Source organism: Buttiauxella sp., from assembly GCF_049686335.1.
Classification (GTDB): domain Bacteria; phylum Pseudomonadota; class Gammaproteobacteria; order Enterobacterales; family Enterobacteriaceae; genus Buttiauxella.
Window position 1 is genome coordinate 462146 of sequence record NZ_JBAVHX010000004.1, and the last position, 13516, is coordinate 475661.

14 protein-coding genes are annotated in these 13516 nt (G+C 52.7%); 6 read left to right on the forward strand and 8 right to left on the reverse strand.

Going from position 1 to position 13516, the window contains the following annotated elements; translation table 11 throughout:
- Positions 1-56: 56 nt before the first annotated feature.
- Positions 57-1352 (forward strand): rhodanese-like domain-containing protein, encoded by a 1296-nt coding sequence (locus tag WBL83_RS02545; protein ID WP_424587658.1) that lies wholly within the window; start codon positions 57-59, stop codon positions 1350-1352.
- Between the two features lie 48 nt (positions 1353-1400).
- Here WBL83_RS02545 and WBL83_RS02550 read toward each other — a convergent pair whose 3' ends face one another.
- Positions 1401-2021, reverse strand: a complete 621-nt coding sequence (locus WBL83_RS02550) for a CDP-alcohol phosphatidyltransferase family protein (protein ID WP_424587659.1) — start codon at positions 2019-2021, stop codon at positions 1401-1403.
- Entirely contained in the window at positions 2014-2592 is a 579-nt protein-coding gene (locus WBL83_RS02555; RefSeq protein WP_424587660.1) for a carboxymuconolactone decarboxylase family protein, read from the reverse strand. Before WBL83_RS02555 ends, WBL83_RS02550 begins: the two co-directional genes overlap by 8 nt.
- Positions 2593-2665: 73 nt before the next feature.
- Here WBL83_RS02555 and WBL83_RS02560 point away from each other — a divergent pair, with 73 nt between their 5' ends.
- Positions 2666-3079 (forward strand): pyrimidine (deoxy)nucleoside triphosphate diphosphatase, encoded by a 414-nt coding sequence (locus WBL83_RS02560; protein WP_424587661.1) that lies wholly within the window; start codon positions 2666-2668, stop codon positions 3077-3079.
- On the opposite strand, the gene WBL83_RS02565 is transcribed toward WBL83_RS02560, so the two are convergent.
- From WBL83_RS02565 to WBL83_RS02580, 4 genes are all read right to left on the reverse strand, one after another.
- On the reverse strand, positions 3039-3320 hold the full coding sequence (locus tag WBL83_RS02565) for a YnjH family protein (protein WP_424588019.1): 282 nt from the start codon (positions 3318-3320) through the stop codon (positions 3039-3041). The two genes, WBL83_RS02560 and WBL83_RS02565, sit on opposite strands and share 41 nt — an antisense overlap.
- On the reverse strand, positions 3247-5235 hold the full coding sequence (locus WBL83_RS02570; RefSeq protein WP_424587662.1) for a DNA topoisomerase III: 1989 nt from the start codon (positions 5233-5235) through the stop codon (positions 3247-3249). Before WBL83_RS02570 ends, WBL83_RS02565 begins: the two co-directional genes overlap by 74 nt.
- Before the next feature lie 4 nt (positions 5236-5239).
- Complete coding sequence (selD, locus tag WBL83_RS02575; protein ID WP_424587663.1) at positions 5240-6283, reverse strand: selenide, water dikinase SelD; 1044 nt, start codon at positions 6281-6283, stop codon at positions 5240-5242.
- Between the two features lie 183 nt (positions 6284-6466).
- Entirely contained in the window at positions 6467-7018 is a 552-nt protein-coding gene (locus WBL83_RS02580) for an NAD(P)H nitroreductase (protein ID WP_424587664.1), read from the reverse strand.
- Positions 7019-7225: 207 nt separating this feature from the next.
- On the opposite strand from WBL83_RS02580, the gene sppA reads away from it, so the two are divergent.
- From sppA to WBL83_RS02600, 4 genes are all read left to right on the forward strand, one after another.
- Positions 7226-9076: a signal peptide peptidase SppA gene (sppA, locus tag WBL83_RS02585; protein WP_424587665.1), complete on the forward strand. Its 1851-nt coding sequence runs from the start codon at positions 7226-7228 to the stop codon at positions 9074-9076.
- 98 nt (positions 9077-9174) lie between these two features.
- On the forward strand, positions 9175-10191 hold the full coding sequence (gene ansA / locus WBL83_RS02590; RefSeq protein WP_424587666.1) for an asparaginase: 1017 nt from the start codon (positions 9175-9177) through the stop codon (positions 10189-10191).
- A 9-nt stretch (positions 10192-10200) separates the two neighbouring features.
- Positions 10201-10830, forward strand: a complete 630-nt coding sequence (gene pncA / locus WBL83_RS02595; RefSeq protein WP_424587667.1) for a bifunctional nicotinamidase/pyrazinamidase — start codon at positions 10201-10203, stop codon at positions 10828-10830.
- A 203-nt stretch (positions 10831-11033) separates the two neighbouring features.
- Positions 11034-12305, forward strand: a complete 1272-nt coding sequence (locus WBL83_RS02600; protein WP_424587668.1) for a glycoside hydrolase family 18 protein — start codon at positions 11034-11036, stop codon at positions 12303-12305.
- A 160-nt stretch (positions 12306-12465) separates the two neighbouring features.
- Here WBL83_RS02600 and WBL83_RS02605 read toward each other — a convergent pair whose 3' ends face one another.
- Together WBL83_RS02605 and msrB are read right to left on the reverse strand one after the other, a co-directional pair.
- Entirely contained in the window at positions 12466-12741 is a 276-nt protein-coding gene (locus tag WBL83_RS02605) for a YeaC family protein (protein ID WP_424588020.1), read from the reverse strand.
- A 42-nt stretch (positions 12742-12783) separates the two neighbouring features.
- Positions 12784-13197: a peptide-methionine (R)-S-oxide reductase MsrB gene (msrB, locus tag WBL83_RS02610; RefSeq protein ID WP_424587669.1), complete on the reverse strand. Its 414-nt coding sequence runs from the start codon at positions 13195-13197 to the stop codon at positions 12784-12786.
- Positions 13198-13516: the final 319 nt, after the last annotated feature.

Here is a 13516-nt window from a genome sequence, read left to right on the forward strand (position 1 = left end):
GTGATGAATTGGCGCAACATAGCCGCTCTTTTTTCCCCCTCTTTTCAGGTTATAAGATGAAACGTGTTTCTCAACTGACCGCCGCCTTGATGTTATCTGGGTTGGCACACATGGCAATCGCTGCAAATCAGCCAACTCAGATGAATTTTTCCACCCTTCAGGCGCAACACGGCGTCGTGATTGATACGCGTCCAAGCGCGTTTTATAACGGCTGGCCGCAAACCATGAACGGAGTCGGTGGTCATGAACCTGCCGCACTTAATTTATCGGCCAGTTGGTTAGGCGTGATGAATGACGAGCAACTGCAACTTTGGGCAAAACAGCACAGTATTGCACCCGATAGTCTGATTGCGCTGTACGGCCAAAGTAACGAGACAAAAGCAGTGAAAGCGCGCCTGTCGAAACTGGGTTATCAGCACATTGCTTTGCTGTCTGATGCCCTGCAACAACCGGCACGTTTGCAGAAAATGGCCCATTTCGAGCAACTGGTTTATCCGCAGTGGTTGCATTCTCTAATGCAGAATAAAGCCGTTGCGGCAAAACCTGCGGGCGAAGTCAAAATCATCGAAGCCGCCTGGGGCGCGCCGAAACAGTATCTGCTTAGCCATATTCCCGGTGCTGATTACATCGATACCAACGACATCGAAAGCGAGCCGTTGTGGAATAAAGTGTCTGACGAGAAGCTGAAAGCCTTGCTGGCAAAACACGGGATCCGTCATGACACGACGGTGATTATGTACGGTCGTGATGTTTATGCTGCGGCACGTGTCGCACAAATTCTGCTGTATGCGGGTGTGAAAGATGTGCGTTTGCTGGATGGCGGCTGGCAGAGTTGGTCTGATGCCAAATTGCCTGTCGAGCGCGGTCTGCCAGACGAGGTTAAACCGGCAGCAGATTTTGGTGCGCCAATTCCGGGTCAGCCACAGCTGATGCTCGATACTGAACAAGCACGCGGGCTGTTAGGCCGCAAGGATGCGTCGCTGGTGAGTATTCGTTCATGGCCAGAGTTTATCGGTACGACCAGCGGCTATAGCTACATCAAGCCAAAAGGTGAGATTGCCGGTGCACGTTGGGGCCATGCGGGTTCTGACTCAACACATATGGAAGATTTCCATAATCCAGATGGCACTATGCGTTCTGCTGATGACATCGCGGCGATGTGGAAGAGCTGGAATATTACCCCCGATCAGCATGTCGCGTTTTACTGTGGTACCGGCTGGCGCGCGTCAGAAACCTTTATGTATGCCCGTGCCATGGGGTGGCAGAATGTGAGCGTCTACGACGGCGGTTGGTACGAGTGGAGCAGTAATCCGAAAAACCCGGTTGTGACGGGTGATCGTAAGCCAGAGTAACGTGTAAATTTTGGCGGTTAATCCGCCAAAAGAAAACGGTGGATGACGCTATCGCTTATCCACCTTGCTTAGCGTCTCATACCCACTCCACACCCGCGTAAACGTCGTCATCCAGCACAACGCACCGAACACCCACGCGAACCAAACGAACCACTGTGGGAGGAGGCAACTGAGCACAAACAACGCGATGGTTTCGGTGCCTTCCGTCAGCCCACCGAGATAGTAAAACGATTTGTGCGCGTAACCTGGGTTATCGAGCTGATGCTTTTGCGCCACTGCGGCAAAGGCAAGAAAACTACTGCCGGTGCCGATAAACGCAAACAGCAGCCAGCCTCCGGCCAACGCATTTTGCATCGGGTCGGCAAGAATAAAACCAAACGGCACCAGCGCATAAAACAAAAAATCCAGCGCAATATCGAGAAAGCCGCCGGCATCAGTCAGGCCACGGCGTCGCGCCAGGGCTCCGTCTAAACCATCAAACAAGCGGTTCAACACAATCGCGACCAGTGCTGCGCCATACCATTGCAGCGCTAAAAACGGCAACGCGAGCACACCGATGGCAAAGCCAATCAGCGTCAGGCCATCGGGTGTTATTGAGGGTTTATCCAGCGTTTTTGCCAGCCGCCCAAGCAGCGGTTTAACACGGGGATGAAGATAGCTGTCAAACATGAGGCTGTTTCCCAGGCTGGTTTACGCATAAGCCTTGCGCCGGAATATCCAGTGCCGCATTAAAGCGAGCGGACAGGTTCTGAAATGCAATCAGCGCCGTGAGTTCGGTCAGCGTTTTGTCATCAAAATGGCCTTTTAGTTCGGCTTTTAGCGCATCACTGATGAGTGGCGGCGTGGCGGTCATTGCATCCGCATAAGCCAGTGCAGCCTGCTCTTCAGGGGTAAACAGTGTTTCTTCACGCCAGTTAGCAACCGCCAGCACTTTATCCATCGAACCGCTGCGCTCTGCCAGTCGCAGGCTATTGGCATCAATACAAAATTCGCAGCAGCATTGTTGGGACACGCGCGTCATTACCAGCGAGCGGACTACCGGGTCGATGCCAGAGCGTCGTCTTTCGAGGAACCCGACAAACAGCGCCACCAGCCAGAACAGATACGGAAAACGTCCCCACCAGCGCGTCGGGTTCAGTACCGAGCCGAAATGTTTTTCCTGCATGGCGACAATGGGCCGTAAACTGGCGGGCAACGCGTCAAGCGGCGCGACCCAAGGGGTGCTGTTTTTCGTCTTCATTCTCGAAGGTCTTCAGATAATCTTTGGTGGCGCGTATTATGCCACGCCCATAGACAAAGAACGGATTGGTATCATGAAAACCATTGATGTGGTTGCGGCAATCATTGAGCAGCACGGTAAAATTTTGCTCGCACGTCGCCCGGAAACTGGCGATCAAGCCGGTTTATGGGAGTTTCCTGGCGGTAAGGTCGATGCGGATGAATCGCAACCGGCAGCCCTGGCGCGGGAACTTGAAGAAGAGCTGGCGATTAAAGCGGTAATTGGCGAATACGTTGCCAGCCATGAGCGGGAAGTGTCCGGGCGAATCATTCGTCTGCATGCCTGGCATGTGAGTGAATTTAGCGGGGAGTTAACGGCACTTTGCCACAGTGAACTGGTCTGGTGTTTACCTGCCGAAGCGTTTGATTACGCACTTGCTCCGGCAGATATTCCCTTGCTGGAAGCGTTTATGGTTTTACACGCCGCCAGACTAAAGGATTCGTGCTGAGGGTTTTCTCGTCACGCTGGCATTGCAGTAACACACCGCCATCGGCTTTCACCACCGCCCCTTCAGAATAGTTTTGATCCTGGTAGATGCAGCACTGGCTGCACGGCGCCGCTCTTTGCCCCTGAGTGCTGAACACTTCTGGAGGCACCGAAATGTCTACTTGCGGATCAAGACGCTGCGCCATCGCCGGCAGGTTCACCATCAGCACCACGGCGGCGGCGAGCAGGTTTTTTTTTCGCATCATCACTTCCCTCTTTTTTAGCCCATTGCTTGCGCGGCTTTTTCTGCTCTTCAGGCGCTTTCACCCCTTTGAAGGCATGATGCACCGGTTTGGTTCGCGCCTGGTGAATCAGGTCATACAACGTTTGCACCAGCGGCTGCATGAAGTCCTGATAGCGACACTGCTTTTCACTGATTTGCGTCAGCGTCGATTCCCACTGCGCTGTCATATCTGGCCGTGCCGCCAGTTCTGGCAGCGAATGAATCAATGCTCGCCCGGCGTCTGATGAATGAATATACCGCCCTTTCTTCACCAGGAAGGTACGCTTAAACAGCAGCTCGATGATGCCCGCGCGGGTCGCTTCTGTTCCGAGACCGTCCGTCGCACGCAGGATCTTTTTCAGATCTTTATCCTGCACAAAACGGGCAATCCCGGTCATGGCTGAAAGCAATGTCGCATCGGTGAAATGACGAGGTGGCTGAGTCTGACGCTCGTTCACTTCGCCTTTTTCACACAGCAACTCATCACCTTTGGCCACCACCGGCAACGGCGTGCCGTCGTTCTCTTCATCGCGCTCTTTACTGCCCAGCAGCGTGCGCCAGCCAGCTTCCGCAAGGAAGCGCGCCTTCGCGTTAAATTTACCGCCAGCAATATCGAGATCGATGGTGCATTTGCGGAACACCGCATCAGCACAGAACTGCATTAAGTATTGTCGGGCGATCAGGTTGTAAACTTTAGATTCATTTTCAGAAAGCGAGATAGACGAGCTACGCGCGGTGGGAATAATCGCGTGGTGGGCATCGACTTTTTTGTCATCCCAACAGCGGTTACGCAGATCGGTATTCAGCGCGGGCTGCGGGAATAAATCAGGCTGATGCACGCTAATGGCATTCAGTACCGCGTGGCGACCGGCAAAATGTTCATCCGGTAAGTAGCGGCTATCCGAGCGCGGGTAAGTGATCAGCTTGTGGGTTTCATACAATTTCTGGCAGATATCCAGTACGTTCTGCGCACTTAGTCCAAAACGTTTAGCCGCCTCAATTTGCAAACTAGAGAGCGAGAACGGCAGCGGCGCGACTTCTGATTCCCGTTTATCATTATAGGCTGTAACGATAGCCGGCTGGCCGCCGATGCGGTTCACCACATGCTCCGCCAGCGGACGATGCAACAAGCGCCCTTCTTCATCCTGATACGGCTCGCAGGATTCGCTCGGCTGCCAGGTGGCGACAAAACGTTCATCGGCTGGCGTGACGATATGCGCCTTCACTTCAAAGAAATCTTTGGCGACGAAATTCTCGATTTCTTCATCACGACGCACTACTAACCCGAGCACCGGCGTTTGCACGCGTCCGACGGAGAGCACGCCCTGATAACCCGCGTTGCGACCCAAAATGGTGTAAGCGCGGGTCATATTGATGCCGTAAAGCCAGTCCGCACGCGCACGGGCAAGGGCTGAAACACACAAAGGGATAAATTCACTGTTAGCGCGCAGACGCGAAATCGCACGTTCCACAGCCTGCGGGTTGAGATCGTTTATCAGACAGCGTTGCACCTGCTGGCGCTTTTCCGGCGCCAGTTGCAAGTAGTCGAGCACTTCATCCACCAGCAGTTGCCCTTCGCGATCCGGGTCACCTGCGTGAACCACTTCGTCGGCTTGCACGAGCAACTTTTTGATGGCGTTAAGTTGCTTGGTCACCGACGGGCGTGGCTGCAACTGCCATTTTTCCGGCACAATCGGCAAGTCAGCGAGATTCCAGCGCGCAAAGCGTGCGTCATATGCATCCGGCTGAGCCTGTTCCAGCAAGTGACCGATACACCAGGTCACAACTTGCCCGTTACCACACTCAATGAACCCATCACCCCGACGATGAGGTTTGGGTAGCACGTCAGCAATAGCGCGAGCGAGGCTGGGTTTTTCGGCAATAAACAGACGCATCCGACTAACGAATCTCAATCATCGGGCGGCCACCGCGAGCGGATTTAAGCTCCCCAATGGCAGTCAGTTTGATGCCATTTTTTTCCGCGACCGCAGCAACCGCGGCTTCCGCACCCTCTTCAACCGCCAGCAGCAAGCCGCCAGACGTTTGCGGGTCGCACAGCAAATCACGTTGTGCTTCGGTCATTTCGCCCATCAGGTAGCCGTAGCTGGCGAAGTTACGCGCGGTACCGCCTGGCACACAGCCCTGGGCGATGTAGGATTCAACGTCCGGCAATTTAGGGACTTTATCGAACCAGATTTCGGCCTGAACCGCGGCACCCTGGCACATTTCGCTCAGGTGGCCCAGCAGACCAAAACCGGTGACATCGGTCATCGCGGTCACGCCTTCGATATCAGCAAACTCAGCGCCCGGCTTATTGAGCTGACACATGACTTCTGCCGCAAGGCCGTAGTGTTCTGGTTTAAGGAGCGATTTTTTCTCAGCGGTGGTCAACACGCCGATGCCCAGAGGCTTGGTGAGGAACAGTTTGCAGCCCGCCGTGGCGGAGCTGTTTTTCTTCACGCGGTCGGTTGGCACAATACCGGTGACCGCAAGGCCAAAGATAGGCTCTGGCGCGTCGATGGAGTGGCCGCCCGCGAGAGAAATCCCCGCCTGCTGGCAAACGAACCGTCCGCCTTCTATGACTTTACGCGCGATTTCAGGCGCCAGAGTGTTGACAGGCCAGCCGAGAATAGCGATAGCCATAATCGGTTTGCCGCCCATCGCATAGATGTCGCTGATAGCGTTAGTGGCAGCAATGCGCCCGAAGTCGAAGGGGTCATCGACAATCGGCATAAAGAAGTCGGTGGTGCTAATGACGCAAGTGCCGTTGCCCAGATCGTAAACCGCCGCGTCATCACTGGTTTCGTTGCCAACCAGTAAGTTGGGATCGACAAATTTAGCCTGCTCAGATTGCAGAATAGTTTGTAAAACTTTCGGGGAAATTTTGCAGCCGCAACCAGCTCCGTGGCTGTACTGCGTCAAACGAACGGTTGGCTCACTCATGGACGACTCCTGGTCACTACCCGTCATACTTCAAGCTGCTGGTGCGTTGACTGCAACTCGAATTATTTAGCGTATAAACAAAAATTGAGTGTACATGGTAGCGCTCAAATGGGTCTGGAGTAAGTCTGTGTGTCTGAATTGCCCCATTACCGGTCACAATCCAGACAGCTTTTGCGCGTTTGCTTAGAATTTAGTCACAAACGGAGTGATGTCCGGCACACTGACAGTGGTAGAAGCTTTGAGTTGCGGCGTGCCCAGATACAAGAAGCCCACCACTTCGTCCTGCTCACGGCAATGTAGCGCTTCACGCACCGCTTCGCTTTCTGTCCAGATACCGGTGCGCCAGATGCCATTGTAGCCCTGCGCCACTGCCGCCATCTGCATCGCCATTACTGCACAACCCGCAGAAACCACCTGCTCCCAGACCGGAACTTTGTGGTTGTCATCACAATGCGCGACAACAGCAATAATCATCGGTGCGCGAAAGGGTGCAGTACGCGCTTTTTCGATGCCCTTTTCGTCCAGACCTTCAGCAATGGCTGAAGTTTCCAGCACGTGACTGAAGCGTTCACGACCTTCGTTTTCGATGACGATAAACCGCCACGGCTGCAGAGTGCCATGGTCAGGCGCACGCATACCGGCACGAATAATATTTTCCAGCACTTCACCTGCTGGAGCGGGTTCTGCGAGTCTTGACGCGCTACGGCGGTTAAGAAGTAGTTCAAGTGCATCCATTTGATAACTCCTGTCATGATTTTAATCTGCGAAACTAACATATACCCAGGCTAACTCAGTAGATTTTGTTACAGCGCAGGGGAGATTTCCTACTGACATTTGCCCTGGGGGTAATTAGGATAGCAAGCACTTAAGTTGTCATTATTTCTTTACCCCACTCATTCAGGTTGCATCACGAAGTAGGATGGGTAGAGATACGGAGAATACATGCGCACCATCGGGCGAGTTATTGCCGGCTTTTTTAAGTGGACATGGCGTCTGCTTAACTTTATTCGAGAGTTTATTCTCAATCTATTTTTAGTGCTGCTGGTACTGGTTGGCGTGGGGATCTGGATGCAGATTAACAGCGCCCCGGCAGAGCCTGCGCGCGGCGCCTTACTGCTGGATATCACCGGCGTGGTGGTCGATAAGCCTTCTGTCAGTAATAAATTGGGCGTGATTGGCCGTCAGTTGCTGGGGGCAAGTTCTGACCGTTTACAGGAAAACTCACTGTTTGATGTGGTCGATACGATTCGCCAGGCGAAAGACGACCGCAACATCACCGGTATTGTGCTGGATTTAAAAGAGTTTGCCGGTGCCGATCAACCGTCGATGCAGTACATCGGTAAAGCGTTGCGTGAATTCCGTGACAGCGGTAAGCCGGTCTATGCCGTGGGCGACAGCTATAACCAGGGGCAATATTACCTGGCGAGTTTCGCCAATAAAATTTGGCTCTCCCCACAAGGGATGGTCGATTTACACGGTTTCGCCACCAACTCGATGTACTACAAAACGCTGCTCGATAAGTTGAAGGTCTCGACACATATCTTCCGCGTCGGGACGTATAAGTCTGCCGTCGAGCCGTTTATTCGTGATGATATGTCCCCTGCTGCCCGCGAAGCGGATAGCCGCTGGATTGGTGAGCTTTGGCAAAACTATCTGGGAACCATCGCTGCGAACCGTCAGATTACGGCTCAGCAAGTGTTCCCTGGAGCACAACCGTTGCTCGATAGCCTGCAAAAACTCGGTGGCGATACCGCAAAATATGCGCTGGATAACAAACTGGTTGATGAACTGGCCAGCAGCGCGACGGTTGATAAAGCGATGGTGAAGCAGTTCGGCTGGAATAAAGATAACAAAGATTTCAGCTACACCAGCATGTATGACTACGTGGTGAAAAAGCCGACTGAGAAAGGTGATTCCATTGCGATAATCCTCGCCAATGGCGCCATCATGGACGGTCAGGAAACACCGGGACAGGTCGGGGGTGACACGACTGCCCTGCAAATTCGCGAAGCGCGTCTTGATCCTAAAGTGAAGGCGATTGTTCTGCGCGTAAACAGCCCTGGCGGCAGTGTTAGCGCATCAGAAGTCATTCGTGATGAACTGCAAGCCGCACGCGAAGCCGGTAAACCGATTGTGGTATCAATGGGTGGCATGGCGGCATCCGGCGGTTACTGGATTTCCACTCCAGCCGATTATATCGTCGCAAGCCCGAACACCCTGACCGGTTCTATCGGTATCTTTGGTGTGATTAATACCGTGGAAAATAGCCTCGACTCGATTGGTGTTCATACTGATGGCGTGGCTACGTCTCCATTGGCTGACGTGGCAGTGACGAAATCGTTGCCGCCGGAAGTCCAGCAGATGATGCAGTTGACTATCGAAAATGGCTATAAGCGCTTTATCACGCTGGTCGCTGATTCCCGCAAAAAAACGCCTGAGCAAATTGATGCCATCGCCCAGGGTCATGTCTGGACAGGCCAGGATGCAAAAGCTAACGGTCTGGTGGATAGCCTCGGTGATTTCGACGATGCCGTTGCTAAAGCTGCTGAACTGGCGAAGCTGAAAAGCTGGCATCTGGACTTCTGGCAGGATGAGCCGAGCTTTATCGATATGGTCTTCGACAGCATGAGCGGTTCAGTTCGCGCCATGTTGCCGCAAGCGTTGCAGGCGTATTTGCCCGCACCGTTGGCGGATGCGGCTCTGGCTGTAAAAGCGCAAAACGATAAGTTTGGCACCATGAATGACCCGCAAAATCGCTATGCCTTCTGCCTCACCTGCGGTGATGTGCGATAATTCATAACTTGTAAGGTGGATGGGTGTTACCCCATCCACCGCTTTTTGCGGGTGTCACTGTATTTACCCGCACTTCATTGCTGATGTGAAACCATTCCATGCAAAAAAAATCCATCTACGTTGCCTACACCGGCGGTACCATCGGTATGCAGCGTTCAGAACACGGTTACATTCCTGTCTCAGGTCACCTCCAACGTCAACTGGCTTTGATGCCGGAATTCCATCGCCAGGAAATGCCTGATTTCACCATTCACGAATATCAGCCGCTGATGGACTCTTCCGACATGACCCCGGAAGACTGGCAGCACATTGCCGATGACATCAAAGCGCATTACGACGAGTACGACGGTTTCGTGATCCTTCACGGCACCGACACCATGGCATTTACCGCCTCGGCGCTGTCATTTATGCTCGAAAACCTCGGCAAACCGGTGATCGTGACGGGCTCGCAGATCCCTTTAGCTGAGTTGCGTTCTGACGGGCAAATTAACCTGCTCAACTCGTTGTACATCGCGGCCAACTTCCCGATTAACGAAGTGACGCTGTTCTTTAATAATCGCCTGTATCGCGGCAACCGCACCACCAAAGCTCATGCCGACGGGTTTGATGCGTTTGCTTCACCGAATCTTGCGCCGTTGCTTGAAGCCGGGATCCACATTCGTCGTCTGAATACCCCAGCCGCACCTCATGGTGAAGGTGAGTTGATCGTTCACCCGATAACGCCACAGCCCATTGGCGTCGTCACCATTTATCCGGGGATCTCTGCTGATGTGGTGGGCAATTTCTTACGCCAGCCAGTAAAAGCGTTGATTTTGCGTTCTTATGGTGTGGGTAACGCCCCGCAGCACGGCGCGTTTCTCAAAGAGTTACAGGAAGCCTGTTCACGCGGCATTGTGGTGGTAAACCTGACGCAATGTATGTCCGGAAAAGTGAATATGGGGGGTTACGCCACCGGTAATGCGCTGGCTCAGGCGGGCGTGGTGAGTGGCTTCGATATGACGGTAGAAGCGACACTGACTAAACTGCACTATCTGCTCAGCCAAAATCTTGATGCACAGACTATTCGCGAGGCGATGTCGCGTAACTTACGCGGCGAACTCACCCCTGACGAATAAGGAGAGGCCATGAAACGCGCATTATTAATGGTAGATTTACAGAATGATTTTTGCGCCGGTGGCGCGCTTGCTGTGCCGGAAGGTGATAGTACGATTGATGTAGCGAATGCATTAATGAGCTATTGCAAAGCACGCGGCGACGCAGTTTTAGCCACCCAGGACTGGCATCCCGCAAACCATGGCAGTTTTGCCAGTGTGCAAAAAACTGAGCCCTATACCCAAGGAAAACTCGACGGACTGAGACAAACCTGGTGGCCGGTTCACTGTGTGCAAAACAGCGCCGGGGCGGAACTCCATCCTCTGCTAAATACGCAGGAAATCGATGCGGTTTTCCAGAAGGGTGAACATCCACTCGTGGATAGCTACAGCGGTTTTTTCGACAATGGACATCGCCAGAAAACGCAGCTCGACGACTGGTTATTCCGTCACGAGGTTAAGCACCTCATTGTGATGGGTCTGGCAACGGATTATTGCGTTAAGTTTACCGTGCTCGACGCCCTGTCGCTGGGTTATGAAGTCACGGTTATCACCGATGGTTGCCGTGGCGTGAATTTGCATCCACAAGATAGCCTGCGGGCGTTCCAGGATATGTCCGCCGCTGGCGCAACCTTGATGACGCTGGCTGATTTCACCTACTAATTCTCTCCCGGGCGTGTAAGCGCCCTTCCCCTTTTTTCGATTCCGCTCTCATTCTCAACTTTTAATGCTCGCTCATTTTTGAGAGCGCTCTCATAATCAAGTTGCTTATTAATACAGCATTTTAGCTGTGTTTCTTATTAGCCTTCCGTCCCCCGGGCTTCGGCAGGTTTTATCAATATTGCTCGTCAAAGAGGAAATGCCTGATGGTCTTTACGCGTAAACTGCTGCCGCTTCTGGCAGTGATACAAATCGCTTGTGCCGGTGCGGCTCATGCAAGCTCATACCTGTCAGTTGGTTACTTTAATGGCGGTGGCGATGTCACCGCAGGGCCTGGCGGAGATATCGATAAACTCGATGTGCGCCAGATAACCCATCTCAACTACTCCTTCGGCCTGATTTACAACGATGAAAAAGATGAGACAAACACGGCGTTAAAAGAGGCGGCTAAGCTGCACCAAATCTGGCTGTCGCCGAAAGTCATGTCGGACCTCGAAAAAATCCCTGCCCTGCGCAAACAGAATCCACAACTGAAAGTTCTGCTTTCGGTGGGTGGCTGGGGTGCACGTGGTTTCTCAGGTGTCGCAGCTACCCCGGAAAACCGTGCGGTGTTTATCCGCTCGGCACAGGAAATTATCGCTAAGTATGGTCTGGATGGCATCGATCTGGACTGGGAATATCCGGTGAATGGCGCATGGGGTCTGGTTAATAGCTTGCCGGAAGACAAAGCCAACTTCACCTCCCTACTCAATGAACTGCGCAGCGCGTTAGGCAAAGAAAAATTGCTGACCATTGCGGTGGGCGCAAACGTGAAAAGCCCCGTGGAATGGGTGGATGTCAAAGCCATTGCTCCAGCGCTGGATTACATCAACCTGATGACCTACGACATGGCGTACGGCACACAGTATTTCAATGCCAATTTGTATGATTCAAAAACCTGGCCGACCGTGGCTGCCGCCGACAAATACAGCGTCGATTATGTGGTCAATAACTACCTCAAAGCCGGACTGAAACCCGCACAGTTGAACCTGGGTATTGGTTTTTATGGCCGCGTTCCTAAGCGGGCAACCGAACCGGGTATTGACTGGGACAAAGCCGATGCGGCTAAAAACCCGGTGACTCAACCCTACTTCGGTGCGCCAGAGAAAGCCGTGTTCATGTCATTTGGTGTGGATCTCACCAAAGACAGTTACCTGAAGTACAACGATATTGTGAGCAAGATGCTGAACGATCCACAAAAACGCTTTACCGAGCAGTGGGATAACGACGCTCAGGTTCCGTATCTGACGATGAAATCAGCCGAGGGCAAAGACCTGTTTGCGATCTCTTACGAAAACCCACGATCGGTTGCAATCAAAGCGGAGTACATCAAAGCGAAAGGCCTGGGAGGTGCGATGTTCTGGGAGTATGGCGCGGATGACAACAACCAGTTGGCCAAAGCGTTAGCCAAAGATTTAGGCATTAAAACCGAGCATTAACGTCGTCATTAGGCGGGTGACCTACTCGATCTGTCCCCTCCCCCGTTGGGAGAGGGTTAGGAAGAGGGGGAAATGACGATACCTGAGCGGTATATTGCCATCAGGTTATGGTCCCCCTCATCCCGACCTTCTCCCTCAGGAGAAGGAGAAAAACAACGAATTAGAGCTTCACCGTCACAATGGGGGCGGGCTCAATACCGAAGTCGGCCTTGAGTTGCTGCTTACTCTTCATCACGATATTGCCATCAGTGCCAATGGTCATATGCTGCGGGTCAGTGTTATGGCGAGTCTGCCACATCATCACCAGCTGCAGACTGTTCTCTTTTTGATCGGGTGTCAGTGCCACACCGTCAGGCCATTTCCCCAGCTCAACGGCAGTCACCAGACGTTGATAAACTTCCGGTGTCATCGTGTCTAACATTTCATCCAGGTTCATCATGCGGCAAGTTCCTGTGGAATAATTTGCTGAATCGATTTTTCAGCCTTCGGTTTGTTCACCGTTTTGATCATCGGTGAAGTTCAACGACGCTGAGTTTACGCAGTAACGCTCGCCTGTCGGCTGCGGGCCATCCGGGAAAACGTGCCCCAAATGCGCTTCACAGTGACTGCAACGAATTTCAATCCGCTCCATACCGTGTGAGAAGTCCTTGATATAGCGAATCGCGCTGTCACTCACGGGCTCGTAAAAGCTAGGCCAGCCGCACCCTGAGTCATACTTGGAGTCTGACTTAAACAGGGGCGCATCACAGACCAGACAGTGATAGACACCTTCACGCTTGTTGTGCAGAAGACGCCCGGAAAACGGTGGCTCAGTGCCATGTTTCTGGGTGACATAAAACTGCATCTCATTGAGGTTTTTCTTCGATAAATCAGGAGGTAATTGGTTAGCCATATGCGTACATCTCGGGCAGTGGGTACTGTGACTGATAACAGCATGATTCTAACAAATAATTAACAACACCGTGCGGTTTTTTGTTCTAAACTTAGCCCTGAATTTCCGGCTCAGCGCTATTTGTGATCGCTGTCACATTCTTGTTGGAATTGATCTTTAAAATTCCTCGCATCGTCCCCATATGGCTAAAGAGCCAAAAGGGAAGCGCGAGGCGGTTCAGTCGTTCAAATGATGTCCATAGGATTGATTTGTCGCAATGATTGACACGATTCCGCTTGACGCTGAGTAAGGTTTTTGTAATTTTACAGGCAACCTTTTA

Coding starts and splice junctions, on each gene's coding strand:
- pncA (WP_424587667.1), top strand. CDS start 10,201: ATGAAACGCGCATTATTAATGGTAGATTTACAGAATGATTTTTGCGCC.
- WBL83_RS02555 (WP_424587660.1), bottom strand. CDS start 2,592: ATGAAGACGAAAAACAGCACCCCTTGGGTCGCGCCGCTTGACGCGTTG.
- ansA (WP_424587666.1), top strand. CDS start 9,175: ATGCAAAAAAAATCCATCTACGTTGCCTACACCGGCGGTACCATCGGT.
- selD (WP_424587663.1), bottom strand. CDS start 6,283: ATGAGTGAGCCAACCGTTCGTTTGACGCAGTACAGCCACGGAGCTGGT.
- WBL83_RS02600 (WP_424587668.1), top strand. CDS start 11,034: ATGGTCTTTACGCGTAAACTGCTGCCGCTTCTGGCAGTGATACAAATC.
- msrB (WP_424587669.1), bottom strand. CDS start 13,197: ATGGCTAACCAATTACCTCCTGATTTATCGAAGAAAAACCTCAATGAG.
- WBL83_RS02570 (WP_424587662.1), bottom strand. CDS start 5,235: ATGCGTCTGTTTATTGCCGAAAAACCCAGCCTCGCTCGCGCTATTGCT.
- WBL83_RS02560 (WP_424587661.1), top strand. CDS start 2,666: ATGAAAACCATTGATGTGGTTGCGGCAATCATTGAGCAGCACGGTAAA.
- WBL83_RS02545 (WP_424587658.1), top strand. CDS start 57: ATGAAACGTGTTTCTCAACTGACCGCCGCCTTGATGTTATCTGGGTTG.
- WBL83_RS02565 (WP_424588019.1), bottom strand. CDS start 3,320: ATGCGAAAAAAAAACCTGCTCGCCGCCGCCGTGGTGCTGATGGTGAAC.
- WBL83_RS02605 (WP_424588020.1), bottom strand. CDS start 12,741: ATGAACCTGGATGAAATGTTAGACACGATGACACCGGAAGTTTATCAA.
- WBL83_RS02580 (WP_424587664.1), bottom strand. CDS start 7,018: ATGGATGCACTTGAACTACTTCTTAACCGCCGTAGCGCGTCAAGACTC.
- WBL83_RS02550 (WP_424587659.1), bottom strand. CDS start 2,021: ATGTTTGACAGCTATCTTCATCCCCGTGTTAAACCGCTGCTTGGGCGG.
- sppA (WP_424587665.1), top strand. CDS start 7,226: ATGCGCACCATCGGGCGAGTTATTGCCGGCTTTTTTAAGTGGACATGG.